This is a genomic window from Geodermatophilus poikilotrophus (genome assembly GCF_900111455.1).
Classification (GTDB): Bacteria; Actinomycetota; Actinomycetes; order Mycobacteriales; family Geodermatophilaceae; genus Geodermatophilus; species Geodermatophilus poikilotrophus.
Genome location: NZ_FOIE01000006.1, coordinates 138,873 through 151,532, shown reverse-complemented (window position 1 = coordinate 151,532; position 12,660 = coordinate 138,873). Strand labels below are relative to the sequence as shown.

General features: G+C 73.4%; 13 protein-coding genes. 10 read left to right on the top strand and 3 right to left on the bottom strand.

The genetic code is table 11. The features are described from left to right. Positions 1-5 precede the first annotated feature (5 nt). The gene (locus BMW27_RS14840; protein WP_091445402.1) at positions 6-464 is read right to left on the bottom strand and encodes a universal stress protein; all 459 of its coding nucleotides are present in this window, start codon (positions 462-464) and stop codon (positions 6-8) included. A 183-nt stretch (positions 465-647) separates the two neighbouring features. Here BMW27_RS14840 and BMW27_RS14835 point away from each other — a divergent pair, with 183 nt between their 5' ends. From BMW27_RS14835 to BMW27_RS14810, 6 genes are all read left to right on the top strand, one after another. Next, positions 648-1,640, top strand: coding sequence for an ABC transporter ATP-binding protein (locus BMW27_RS14835; RefSeq protein WP_217638164.1), 993 nt, complete (start codon positions 648-650; stop codon positions 1,638-1,640). After that, positions 1,637-2,416: an ABC transporter permease gene (locus BMW27_RS14830; RefSeq protein ID WP_091445401.1), complete on the top strand. Its 780-nt coding sequence runs from the start codon at positions 1,637-1,639 to the stop codon at positions 2,414-2,416. Before BMW27_RS14835 ends, BMW27_RS14830 begins: the two co-directional genes overlap by 4 nt. Positions 2,417-2,529: 113 nt before the next feature. Continuing rightward, complete coding sequence (locus BMW27_RS14825; protein WP_091445399.1) at positions 2,530-3,339, top strand: ankyrin repeat domain-containing protein; 810 nt, start codon at positions 2,530-2,532, stop codon at positions 3,337-3,339. A gap of 157 nt (positions 3,340-3,496) precedes the next feature. Further along, positions 3,497-7,351: a multifunctional oxoglutarate decarboxylase/oxoglutarate dehydrogenase thiamine pyrophosphate-binding subunit/dihydrolipoyllysine-residue succinyltransferase subunit gene (locus BMW27_RS14820; RefSeq protein ID WP_245743599.1), complete on the top strand. Its 3,855-nt coding sequence runs from the start codon at positions 3,497-3,499 to the stop codon at positions 7,349-7,351. A 17-nt stretch (positions 7,352-7,368) separates the two neighbouring features. Continuing rightward, complete coding sequence (locus tag BMW27_RS14815) at positions 7,369-7,554, top strand: DUF6104 family protein (RefSeq protein WP_091445396.1); 186 nt, start codon at positions 7,369-7,371, stop codon at positions 7,552-7,554. A gap of 173 nt (positions 7,555-7,727) precedes the next feature. Next, entirely contained in the window at positions 7,728-8,438 is a 711-nt protein-coding gene (locus BMW27_RS14810) for a metal-dependent hydrolase (RefSeq protein ID WP_091445766.1), read from the top strand. A 117-nt stretch (positions 8,439-8,555) separates the two neighbouring features. Here BMW27_RS14810 and BMW27_RS14805 read toward each other — a convergent pair whose 3' ends face one another. After that, complete coding sequence (locus BMW27_RS14805; RefSeq protein ID WP_091445395.1) at positions 8,556-9,743, bottom strand: NAD(P)-dependent malic enzyme; 1,188 nt, start codon at positions 9,741-9,743, stop codon at positions 8,556-8,558. A 127-nt stretch (positions 9,744-9,870) separates the two neighbouring features. Between BMW27_RS14805 and BMW27_RS14800 the strand changes: the two genes are divergently transcribed. Then, the gene (locus BMW27_RS14800; protein ID WP_091445764.1) at positions 9,871-10,467 is read left to right on the top strand and encodes a dTDP-4-dehydrorhamnose 3,5-epimerase family protein; all 597 of its coding nucleotides are present in this window, start codon (positions 9,871-9,873) and stop codon (positions 10,465-10,467) included. On the opposite strand, the gene BMW27_RS14795 is transcribed toward BMW27_RS14800, so the two are convergent. Next, on the bottom strand, positions 10,464-10,838 hold the full coding sequence (locus BMW27_RS14795) for a S26 family signal peptidase (RefSeq protein ID WP_217638163.1): 375 nt from the start codon (positions 10,836-10,838) through the stop codon (positions 10,464-10,466). The genes BMW27_RS14800 and BMW27_RS14795 overlap by 4 nt on opposite strands. Positions 10,839-10,889: 51 nt before the next feature. On the opposite strand from BMW27_RS14795, the gene sodN reads away from it, so the two are divergent. From sodN to BMW27_RS14780, 3 genes are all read left to right on the top strand, one after another. Then, entirely contained in the window at positions 10,890-11,291 is a 402-nt protein-coding gene (sodN, locus tag BMW27_RS14790) for a superoxide dismutase, Ni (protein ID WP_091212760.1), read from the top strand. A gap of 87 nt (positions 11,292-11,378) precedes the next feature. Beyond that, positions 11,379-11,990 carry a LysE family translocator gene (locus BMW27_RS14785; protein WP_091445393.1) on the top strand — a complete coding sequence of 204 codons (612 nt, stop codon included), beginning with the start codon at positions 11,379-11,381 and terminating at the stop codon, positions 11,988-11,990. Positions 11,991-12,079: 89 nt separating this feature from the next. Next, entirely contained in the window at positions 12,080-12,493 is a 414-nt protein-coding gene (locus BMW27_RS14780) for a VOC family protein (protein WP_091445392.1), read from the top strand. Positions 12,494-12,660 lie beyond the last annotated feature (167 nt).

Here is a 12,660-nt window from a genome sequence, read left to right as displayed (position 1 = left end):
CGTCGTCAGCCCGTGGTGTGGACGACCAGGACGTCGACCGACGAGCGGCGGGTCACGTCGGCCGGGACGGACCCCATCAGCCTGCTCCTGATGCCGTTGAGCCCGCGGTTGCCCACGACCAGCAGGTCGGCCTGCGCCCGGGTGACGACGTCGAGCAGCGTCTCGACCGGCGAGCCGACGACGGCGACCTGCTCGACCTCGCCCGCACCGGCGGCGACGGCCTCCTCGGCGGCGCCGCGCACGGTGTCCTCCGCGGGCGCGGACCCGACGACCTCGGTGGCGCCCTCCCCGAGCTGCTCGTGCGCACGGCGGTGCTCGCGGTCGTCGGCCCGCGGCGGCAGGTACGCGCAGACGATGACCAGCCGGGCCTCGCAGGCCCCCGCGAGGGCCCCGGCGCGCCGCACCGCGCGCAGCGAGGACTCCGACCCGTCGGTCCCGACCACCACCGTGCGGTAGGCGCTCACGGACCCTCCTCGCTCGCGCTCCTGGGCCGCCCGGGGCGGCGCTTCGGACTCGCCGGGAGGCCGGCTCGCCCGCCTGACCGCGGAACCTACCGAAGGTGCCGGTCAGGCGGTGTGCCCGGGGCCACGTCCGGACACGCCCGGATCGGACCACGGGGTGCCGGAACGGCCGCCCGGTGCGCTTGGATGGAGCCGTCGCCCGGCCCACGCGAGGAGAGCGCCATCGACTCCGGCAGCAGCCCCCACCGTCGTCCCGTGCGGGTCGAGGTCCACGGCCTCAGCAAGAGCTTCGGCGCCGTCCGCGCCGTCGACGACCTGAGCTTCACCGTCGAGCCGGGGTCGATCACCGGCTTCCTCGGCCCCAACGGGGCCGGCAAGACCACCACGCTGCGGATGGCCCTCGGCCTGGAGCAGCCCGACGCGGGGACGGCGACCTTCGACGGCACCCCCTACCCCGACCTCCCGTCGCCGGTGCGCACGGTCGGTGCGGTGCTCGAGACGGCCTTCCACCCGGCGCGGTCCGGGCGCAACCACCTGCGGGTGTACTGCCGGGCCGCGGGGCTGCCGGTGTCGCGCGCCGACGAGGTGCTCTCCCAGGTCGGCCTCGCCGACGCCGGCCGGCGCCGGGCGGGCGGCTACTCGCTGGGCATGCGCCAGCGGCTGGCGCTGGCCACCGCGCTGCTGGGCGACCCGGCGGTGCTGGTGCTCGACGAGCCGGCCAACGGACTGGACCCCGAGGGCATCCACTGGCTGCGCGGGTTCCTGCGCCAGCTGGCGCACACCGAGGGGCGCACCGTGCTGGTCTCCAGCCACCTGCTCGCCGAGATGGAGCAGACGGCCGACCGCGTGGTGATCGTCGGCGCCGGGCGGCTGGTCCGCGAGGGCTCGATCACCGAGCTGCGCTCCGGTGCGCAGGGCAGCGGGGCGGTGCTGGTGCGCAGTCCGGAGGCCGGGCGGCTGACCGAGGTCCTCGGGGCCGCCGGCTTCACGGTCGCGCCCAGCGAGGACGGCCGGGTGACGGTGACCGGGACGACGCCGGACGCCGTCGGCGCGCAGGCCTTCCGGGCGGGTGTGGAGCTGCACGAGCTGCGCGCGGAGACCAGCGGCCTCGAGGAGCTGTACTTCCGGCTCACCGCCGGCCAGGAGCAGTACGCCGCAGCCGAGGGGAGCCGACGGTGACCGCGCTCGTCCGCGCCGAGTGGACCAAGCTCTTCACCACCCGCGTCTGGCTCGGGCTCCTGCTGGGCGCCTGCGTGCTGGTGGCCGGGTTCGTGGTGCTGTTCACCTCCTTCGCCGGCAGCACCCCGGGCGGCGGCCAGGGCGGCCCTCCCGGCGGGCTCCCGGCCGTCGGCACGGAGCAGTTCGAGCAGCTCGTGCTGGCCACCGGCGCCAACGTCACCGTGCTGTTCCTGATCCTCGGCATCATCGGGATGACCCAGGAGTACCGGCACCGCACGGCCACGCCGACCTTCCTCACCACGCCGCGGCGCGGCCGGGTGGTGATCGCCAAACTGGCGGCCTACGCCCTGGTCGCGGTCCCCTTCGCGCTCGTCGTGCTGGCCGTCAACTACGGCGTGGCGGCCGTGGCCGCCGGAGCCCGGGGTGCGGTGCCGGCACTGAGCGGCGAGAACCTGCAGGTCCTCGCCAACAGCGGTCTGGCCCTGGTCGTCTACACCGTCATCGGGGTCGGCCTCGGCGCACTGGTGCGCAACCAGGTGGGCGCGATCGTCGGCGGGCTCGTGTACCTGTTCGTGGTCGAGGCGATCGTGCGGCAGATCAGCGCGATCGCCGACGCCTACAAGTGGCTGCCCGGCGGTGCCCTCGAGGCACTGACCGCGACCCTCCAGGGTCCGGACCTCCTCGGACGCTGGCAGGGTGGTCTGCTGCTGCTCGGCTACGGTCTGGTGGCGGCACTGCTGGGCACCCTGCTCGCCGTCCGCCGCGACGTCGTCTGAAAGAGGACCCCCTGCCCCCCACCGCTCGCAGGCTCGCGGCGGGGCCCTTCAGGGGGCCGGGCAGAGCTCGAGCGCACGGAGCACCGTCCTCCCGAACGGAACGGGGATCCCCCATGACCACGCGCATGACCGCCCCACGGCTGGGCCGGCTGATCGCCGACGGCGACGTCGAGACCGTCCGCGCCGCCGTCCACGACTCCTCCCGGCTGCTGACCGCCACGGTGGAGCGCGGCGGCCAGGGCGGCTGGACGCCGCTGCACGTGGCGGTCGCCGAGGGGCGGGCCGAGGTCGTGCGGCTGCTGGTCGAGGCCGGCGCCGACCTCTCGGCCCGGACCGAGCACGGCCGGGACCCGCTGCACACGGCGCTGGAGTCCGCGCCGGACCTCGTCCCGCTGCTGCGCCAGCTGGGCGCACCGGTGGACGCGGCCAGCGCGGCCTACCTGGACGACGTCGGGCGACTGCGCAGCGCGCTGGACGGCGGCGCCCCGCTGAGCGACCCGGTGACCGGGGTGGACCTGCTGACCCTCGCCGCGGCCGGCGGCGCGGCCGGCACAGCCCGGGAGCTGCTGGACCGCGGCGCCGACGTCGACGGCGGGGCACTGCAGGCCGCAGCGGGCGGCACCCGGCCGGAACTGGTCCGGCTGCTGCTGGACGCCGGCGCCGACGTCAACCGGCGGGACCCCGACACCGGCCGGTCCGCGCTGCACGCCGCGGTGGCCGCCGGCGGGAGCCGCGACGCGCCCGAGGTGGTCCGCCAACTGCTCGACGCGGGAGCCGACGTCGACGCCACCACCGCCGACGGCGCCAGCGCCCTGGACATCAGCCGGGTCGCCGCGGCGCGCAACCGCCGGGACGACGCAGGTCAGGCGACCGCGCACGACGCGCTGGCCGACCTCCTCGTGTCCCGTGGCGCCACGGAGTGAGCGAGGACCCCGTCCTGCCCGCACCTCGCCCACCTCGGGCCGGAACCCCGGACGGGGCCGTTCCACACCCGGTCAGCCCGCAGGTGCGGGCGTAGACTCCATCCCCGGTCCAGAGACGTGCACCGACGACGAAGAAGGCACTCGACCTGTGTCAAGCGTGAGCTCACCCCGGCCGTCCTCCACCTCCAACTCCTCAGCGGTGGCGGGATTCGGCACCAACGAGTGGCTGGTCGAGGAGATGTACCAGCAGTACCTCGCCGATCCCTCCAGCGTGGACCAGGCGTGGCACGAGTTCTTCGCCGACTACCGGCCGGGCAGCCCGGTGGCCGCGAGCGACGACCGGGACGCACCGGTCGCCGACTCGCAGGCCGGGCCCGCCCCGGAGACGCCGTCGGCCCCGGCCCCGGCCGCCCGGCAGGAGGCGCCCGACCAGGAGCCCACCGCCGGCGCCGGCGCACCCTCCCGGGCCACCCGCGTCCAGGAGCGCTCCGAGGACACCGTCGTGGCCCGGGCCGCCGACCGGACCGCCCAGCAGCAGCCGGCCGTCAAAGCCGCGCCCGCACCGGCCGCCGCGCCCGCACCGGCCGCGAAGCCCGCCAAGCCCGCACCGGCCGCGAAGCCCGCCGCCCAGGCCGGCCAGCCCGCCGGTGACGGCCCCAGGCGCGTCCCGCTCCGGGGGGCCGCGGCCAGCGTCGTCAAGAACATGAACGCCTCGCTGACCGTCCCGACGGCGACCAGCGTGCGCGCGGTGCCGGCCAAGCTGCTGGCCGACAACCGCATCGTCATCAACAACCACCTCAAGCGCTCGCGCGGCGGGAAGGTCTCGTTCACCCACCTGATCGGCTACGCGCTGGTCCGGGCGCTCGACGACTTCCCGAACATGAACGCGGCCTTCGCCGAGGTCGACGGCAAGCCGACCCTGGTGCAGCCCGAGCACGTCAACTTCGGCCTCGCGATCGACCTGCCCAAGGCCGACGGCTCCCGCTCGCTCGTCGTCGCCTCGATCAAGGGCGCCGAGCAGATGGACTTCGCCCAGTTCTGGGGCGCCTACGAGGACGTCATCCGCCGCGCCCGCGCGGGCAAGCTGACCCTCGAGGACTTCTCCGGTACCACGATCAGCCTCACCAACCCGGGCACGATCGGCACCGTCCACTCGGTGCCCCGGCTGACCGCCGGCCAGGGCGCGATCGTCGGCGTCGGCGCCATGGAGTACCCGGCCGAGTTCCAGGGGATGAGCCAGGAGGCGCTGACCGACCTCGGCATCTCCAAGATCATCACGCTGACCTCGACGTATGACCACCGGATCATCCAGGGTGCCGAGTCGGGCGACTTCCTCCGTCGCCTGCACCAGCTGCTGCTCGGCGAGGACGGCTTCTACGACGACGTCTTCCGCTCGCTGCGCATCCCGTACGCCCCGGTGCGCTGGATGCCCGACGTGCGGGTCAGCCACGAGGGCGAGATCGACAAGGAAGCCCGGGTCATCGAGGTCATCGAGGCCTACCGGCGCAACGGCCACCTCATGGCCGACACCGACCCGCTGGAGTACCGGGTCCGCAGCCACCCCGACCTCGACATCCTCGAGCACAGCCTGACGCTGTGGGACCTCGACCGCCAGTTCCCGGTCGGCGGCTTCGCCGGCGAGCGGATGATGGCGCTGCGCGACATCCTGGGTGTGCTGCGCAACTCCTACTGCCGCACGGTCGGGGTGGAGTACATGCACATCACCGACCCCGAGGAGCGCGAGTGGCTCCAGAAGCGGGTCGAGGTCAAGGCCGATCAGCCCGACCGGGAGAAGCAGAAGCACATCCTCGGTCGGCTCAACGCCGCTGAGGCGTTCGAGACCTTCCTGCAGACCAAGTACGTCGGCCAGAAGCGGTTCAGCCTCGAGGGCGGGGAGTCGGTCATCCCGATCCTCGACGAGGTGCTCATCGCCGGCACCGAGCACGGCCTCGACGAGGTCGCGATCGGCATGGCCCACCGCGGCCGGCTCAACGTGCTGGCCAACGTGCTCGGCAAGAGCTACAGCAAGATCTTCGGCGAGTTCGAGGGCAACATCGATCCGGGCACCGTCCAGGGCTCCGGCGACGTGAAGTACCACCTGGGCGCCGAGGGCACCTTCGAGAACCCGTTCACGCCGGGTGCGGAGATCGCCGTCTCCCTGGCCAGCAACCCCTCGCACCTGGAGACGGTCAACCCCGTCCTCGAGGGCGTCGTCCGCGCCAAGCAGGACATGATCGACAAGGGCGAGCAGGGCTTCACCGTCCTGCCGGTGCTGCTGCACGGGGACGCGGCCTTCGCCGGCCAGGGCGTCGTCGCGGAGACGCTCAACCTCTCGCAGCTGCGCGGCTACCGCACCGGCGGCACCGTGCACGTGGTCATCAACAACCAGGTCGGCTTCACCACCAGCCCGGCGCAGTCCCGCTCGAGCCTGTACTCCACGGACGTGGCGCGGATGGTCAACGCGCCGATCTTCCACGTCAACGGCGACGACCCCGAGGCGTGCGTCCGGGTGGCCCGGCTGGCGGTCGACTACCGGCAGGCGTTCAAGAAGGACGTCGTCGTTGACATGATCTGCTACCGCCGGCGCGGCCACAACGAGGGCGACGACCCGTCGATGACGCAGCCGCTGATGTACGACATCATCGACCGCAAGCGCTCGGTCCGGAAGCTGTACACCGAGTCACTCATCGGCCGCGGCGACATCACGCTGGCCGAGGCGGAGGAGGCGCTCAAGGACTACCGCGACCAACTGGAGCGGGCCTTCGCCGAGACGCACGACGCGCAGGAGACCTCGAAGCCGCGGCCGATCATGGATCAGCCCGCGCAGGAGCAGCCGGTCGCCACGGCGATCACCACCGAGGTGCTCAAGGCGATCGGCGACGCGCACGTGTCCTTCCCCGAGCACTTCATCCCGCACCCGAAGCTCCAGCGGATGCTGGAGCGGCGCGCGGCGATGGTCAGCGAGGGCGGCATCGACTGGGCGATGGGCGAGCTGTTGGCCTTCGGGTCCCTGCTCATGCAGGGCGTCCCGGTGCGGCTGGCCGGTCAGGACTCCCGCCGGGGCACCTTCGTGCAGCGTCACTCGGTGCTCATCGACCGGGAGTCCGCCGCGGAGTACACGCCGCTGGCGCACCTGTCCCCGGAGCAGGCGAAGTTCTTCGTCTACGACTCGCTGCTGTCGGAGTACGCCGCGGTCGGCTTCGAGTACGGGTACTCGGTGGCCAACCCCAAGGCCCTGGTGCTGTGGGAGGCGCAGTTCGGCGACTTCGTCAACGGCGCCCAGATGGTCATCGACGAGTTCATCAGCTCCGGCGAGGCCAAGTGGGGCCAGCGCTCCGGTGTCGTCATGCTGCTGCCGCACGGTCTCGAGGGCCAGGGCCCTGACCACTCGAGCGGCCGGATCGAGCGGTTCCTGCAGCTGGCGGCGGAGAACAACATGACCGTCGCCAACTGCTCGACGCCGGGCAACTACTTCCACCTGCTCCGCCGGCAGGCGCTCTCCGACGTGCACCGGCCGCTGGTCGTGTTCACGCCCAAGTCGCTGCTGCGGGCCAAGGCCGCCGTCAGCCCGGTCTCGGACTTCACCGACGAGACCTTCCGGCCGGTGCTGCCCGACCCGGGGGTGGGCGGCGAGCCGCTCGACAACGGTGCGGTGCGCAGGGTCCTGCTGTGCAGCGGCAAGGTCGCCTACGACCTGCTCGCCCAGCGCGAGGCCAGCGGCACCGCGGACACCGCGGTCGTGCGGGTCGAGCAGCTCTACCCGCTGCCGGCCCAGGAGATCGTGCAGCAGCTCGAGCGCTACCCGAACGCGGACGACGTCGTCTGGGTGCAGGAGGAGCCGGCCAACATGGGCGCCTGGCAGTTCATGGCCGTCAACCTGCCCGAGCACCTGCCGTCCGGACGCCGCCTGCGCCGGGTCAGCCGCCGCGCGTCGGCCAGCCCGGCCGTCGGCTCGGCGAAGGTGCACGAGGCCGAGCAGAAGGACCTCGTCGCGCAGGCCTTCGCCGGCTGACGGGAACTCCACCGACCGTGTACTTCACTGACAGGGGCCTGGAGGAGCTGGCCGGCCGGCGGGGCGAGGAGCAGGTGACCCTCGCCTGGCTGGCCGACCAGCTGCAGGCCTTCGTCGACCAGCACCCCGACTTCGAGGTGCCCGTCGAGCGGCTGGCCACCTGGCTGGCCCGCGGCGGCACGGACGACGACCTGGACGGCTGAGCTCCCCTCGCCCCAGCGCGACGGTCATGGAGCTGCGGTGGCGACACACCGTCGGGTATCGGCGTGTCGCCACCGCAGCGTCGTGATCACCCTGGGAGCGCACTCGGCCCGCTGGGACACGCCGGATGGCTCGCCTTCGCAGCGGTACGGATCGGCGGAGGCACGCTGTGTCCGTGCTCGGTCACTCCCACGCGCTCTCCGGGCTCGCCGCCGGCGCCGCCACGCTGCCCTGGGCCCCGGTCGGGGGCACCGTCGGTCAGGTCGCCTGGATCGCCGCCGTCGGCGGCATGGCGATGCTGCCGGACCTCGACCACAGCGGCTCGACGGTCTCGGACATGTGGGGCCCGCTCACCGACGTCCCCTCCGGCGCCGTGGGGCGGCTGGCCCAGGGCCACCGCTGGGGCACCCACGACGCCGTCCTGGCCCCGCTGGCCTTCGGCGCGCTGGCGCTGGCCGCGGCCCACGCCTCCTGGTCCAGCCTGCTGCTCATGGCGCTGGCGATCGGGTTGGCGCTGCGGGCGCTGCACTTCGTCATCCCGGGACGGGCGGAGAACACCGTCGTCGGCAACCTGGTGCTCTCCTGGGCCGGCGCCTGGCTGCTGCTCGCGCACTCACCCAGCCCGGCGTGGCTGCCCTGGGCGGTCGCGCTCGGGGTGCTGACCCACATCGCCGGGGACGCCCTCACCACGCAGGGCGTGCCGGTTCCGGTGCTCTGGCTGCTGCGCCGCTCCCGGCTGGCGCTGACCCCGCTGCGCACCGGGACGACCCTGGAGAAGGTCGTGCTGGTGCCGGCGTTCGTGCTGGTGACCCTGTACTGCGTCTACCTGAACACCGACGTCCGCGCGACGGTCGACCCGCTGCTGGCCGACCTGCGCCTCGGCTGAGAGCGACCCCCTCGCAGGGAGGAGGACCCCGTCCTCCGCACCCCTCGCGAGCTCGCGGCGGGCCTCTGGACGGGGCCTGGCGCGAGCCCCCGAGGGGAGGGGGAAGGGAGTGCAGTCTCAGCGGGTGATGCCCTCCTCGCGGGCGCAGGCGGCCACCGCGGTCGCCACCGCCTCGGCGACCCGGCGGTCCAGCGGGCTGGGCACCACGTAGTCGGCCCGCACCTCGTCCCCCACGACGTCGGCGATCGCCGTCGCAGCAGCCAGCTTCATCGCCTCGGTGATGCCGGTGGCACGAGCGTCGATCGCACCGCGGAACACACCGGGGAAGGCGAGCACGTTGTTGATCTGGTTGGGCTCCCCGCTGCGACCGGTGGCGACGACGGCCGCGTACCGGGCCGCCATCTCCGGGTCCACCTCGGGGATCGGGTTGGCCAGCGAGAAGACGATGCAGTCGCGCGCCATGGAGGCGATCACCGACTCGGGCACCGAGCCCCCGGACAGGCCCAGGTAGACGTCGGCACCCTCCAGCGCGCCGGCCATCGTGCCCGCGTGGCCGGACCGGTTGGTGTTCTCGGCGAGCCAGCGCTTGATCGGCGTGAGGTCCTCGCGGCCGGTGTGCAGCACGCCCCGCGAGTCGGCCACGGCGATGTCGCCGACGCCGGCCCCCAGCAGGATCTTGGTGCAGGCGACCCCGGCCGCACCGGCGCCGGAGACGACGACCCGCAGCGACCCGAGCTCCCGGCCGACCACCCGCGCGGCGTTGCGCAGCGCGGCCAGGACGACGATCGCCGTCCCGTGCTGGTCGTCGTGCATGACCGGGATGTCGAGCCGCTCGCGCAGCCGGTCCTCGATCTCGAAGCAGCGCGGAGCGCTGATGTCCTCGAGGTTGATGCCGCCGAAGGACGGCGCGATCGCCGCCACCGTCTCCACGATCGCGTCCACGTCGGTCGTCGAGAGCACCACCGGCACCGACGAGAGCCCGGCGAACTCGCTGAACAGGCAGGCCTTGCCCTCCATGACCGGCAGGGCCGCGGCCGGGCCGATGTCCCCCAGCCCCAGGACGGCGGTGCCGTCGGAGACGACCGCGACCACCCGCGGTGCCCAGGTGTACCGGTCGGCCAGGGCCGGCTCGCTGGCTATCGCGCTGGAGACCCGGGCGACGCCGGGCGTGTAGGTGAGCGCGAGGTCCGCGGTCGTCTCGATCGGCCGGGTCGGGCGTATGACGAGCTTGCCGCCCTCGTGCACCGCGAACGCCGGGTCGTCGGCGAAGCGGTCGGCAGTACCGTCGTGCTCCTGGACGCTCATGGACCCGGGAGCGTAATCCAGTACGGACCGGTACTCCCCCGTCGTCCCGCTCCTCGGGATACGGCCTCCGAGCGGAACTCCGCCGCCCGGTCACCACGGCGGAGCTGGCTACGGTCCTGGCGTGCAGATGCGCCAGCTCGCCGTCGGCGACGCCTACGTCCTCGACCTCGTGCCGCACGGCGATGCCCGTGGCCGCTTCACGGAGTGGTACCGCGCCGACGTGCTGGCCGGCGTCGTCGGCCACGGCCTGTCGCTGGCCCAGGCCAACCACAGCGTCTCCGCCCGGGGCGTGCTGCGCGGCGTCCACTTCGCCCTGGTCCCGCCCGGACAGGCCAAGTACGTCTACTGCCCGGCCGGCCGGGTGCTCGACGTCGTCGTCGACGTCCGGGACGGCTCGCCCACCTTCGGCGTGCACGACGCGGTCGTCCTCGACAGCGAGCAGCCGCGGGCGGTGTACCTGGCCGAGGGCCTCGGCCACGCCTTCCTGTCGCTGGCCGACGGCAGCTCGGTCACCTACCTGGTCTCCAGCGGCTACGACCCGACCCGGGAATTCGGCGTCTCGCCGGTGGACCCGGAGCTCGACCTGCCGTGGCCCGACGACGTCCAGTTCGAGCTGTCGGCCAAGGACCAGCAGGCGCCCACCCTGGCCGAGGCCCGCGCGCAGGGGCTGCTGCCGACGATCGAGCAGTGCCGCGCCCGCTACGCGGAGCTGGGCGCGGGCTAGGCAGGACGACCGGGCAGCCGGCCCGGTTGCGGCCACAGCCGGCCGACCACCCGACCGACGACGACGGCCGGACCGAACGCGCGGCTGTCGTCGGTGACGAGGGGGTTGTCACCCTCGACCCAGTGCCCGCCCGGCACCGGGCGGCGCACCCGCTTGACGACCAGCAGCTCCGGCCGGGCGGGGAAGCGGGCGAGGACGACGGCGCCCTCGTCGACCGGATCCCCGGAGGCGACCCGGCGCACCAGCAGCCGGTCGCCGGAGCGGACCGTGGGGGTCATCGACGGACCGGACACCCGCGCCACCACCCAGGGCGTGACCAGCGGCTCGACGTCCGTCGTCCGCCCTGCTCCGGACGTGTCCCCGCTGCTCACCGGGAGTAGGGTCGCAGACGAACCGACCCCACAGAACCGGAGGCTCAGCCCATGCGTTTCCGCATGTTCTCCGCCGTGGAGGCCACCGCTCACTGCGACCTCCCCTGCGGCGTGTACGACCCGGCCCAGGCCCGCATCGAGGCGGAGTCCGTCAAGGCCCTCCAGGAGAAGTACCAGGCCAACGAGGACCCGGTGTTCCGCACCCGCGCCATCCTGATCAAGGAGCAGCGAGCGGACCTGGTCAAGCACCACCTGTGGGTGCTGTGGACCGACTACTTCAAGGCCCCGCACTTCGAGAAGTACCCGCAGCTGCACGAGCTGTTCAACAAGGCGACCAAGCAGGCCGGCGCCTCCGGCGCCAAGGGCAGCATGGACCCGGCCGAGGGCCAGAAGCTGCTCGACTACATCGCCGAGATCGACAAGATCTTCTGGGAGACGAAGGCCGCCGCCTAGGGCCTCCCGCAGCACGGCACCGGCCGGCGAGCACTCCGCTCGCCGGCCGGTGCCGTCCCCGGCGTCCCGCCGCCCGAGGAGGGCCCGATGGGCATCGAGTACGTCCTGACGTCGCTGGTGCTCGCGGTGACGCCCGGCACCGGGGTGCTCTACACGGTGACCGCCGGCCTCAGCCGCGGCACACGCGCTGGCCTGGTGGCCGCCCTGGGCTGCACGCTGGGCATCGTCCCGCACGTGGCCGCGGCCGTGACCGGCCTGGCTGCGGTGCTGCACACCAGCGCGGTGGCCTTCCAGGTGCTCAAGTTCCTGGGGGTGGCCTACCTGCTCTTCCTGGCGTGGCGCACCTTGCGGGACCGCAGCGCCTTCGACGTGCACGCCGACCCGGCCACTCCCCGTTCGGCCCGGCGGGTCGTCCTCTCGGCCGTGCTGGTGAACGTCCTCAACCCCAAGCTGACGATCTTCTTCGTCGCGTTCCTCCCTCAGTTCGTCGGCAACAGCCCCGACGCGGTGTGGCAGATGCTCGAACTCTCCGCCGTGTTCATGCTGGTCACCCTGGTGGTCTTCGCCGGCTACGGATGGGGTGCCGCCGCCGTCCGCACCCACGTGCTGACCCGCCCCCGGGTGCTCTCCTGGCTGCGGCGCACGTTCGCCATGGCCTTCGTCGCGCTGAGCGCGAGGCTCGCCACGGCCGAACGCTGAGCCCCCTCCCGGCCGCGGGCGATCAGTTCCGGCGATCGGGCCGGTCTGCGTCCTGACACCCGCACCCGTCGCCACACCCAGGAGATCCCATGGCTGCCCGTCTGAACCCGTACCTGCACTTCTCCGGCACCGCCCGCGAGGCGATGGAGTTCTACCGCTCCGTCCTCGGCGGAGAGCTCGACGTGATGACCTTCGGCGACGCCGGCGGCGGCGGGGACCAGTACCCCGACGACGGCGTCATGCACGCGTTCCTGCGCACCGCCGACGGGCTCGAACTGATGGCCTCCGACGGCCACGACCCCGACGCCGCCGGCCCCGACCGGGTCTCGTTGTCGCTGTCCGGCGACGACGCGCCCACGCTGACCCGGTGGTTCGAGGCGCTGGCCGAGGGCGGCAAGGTCGACGTCCCGCTGGAGCAGCAGGTGTGGGGCGACACCTTCGGCCAGGTCACCGACCGCTACGCGGTGCGCTGGCTGGTGAACATCGGCACCGCGTCGGCCTGAGAAGGGCCCCCGCTGCTCCCCGCCGTGGACGGACCCCGTCCTGGGAGGACCTGCTGCTCCCCGTCGCTCGCGAGCTCGTGGCGGGATCCTGCAGGGGCCGGCGGAACCCGGGACGGGGCCGCGGCCGGCCCGTGCAGCGGAGCCGGACCACAGTCTGCCGGGCCCGC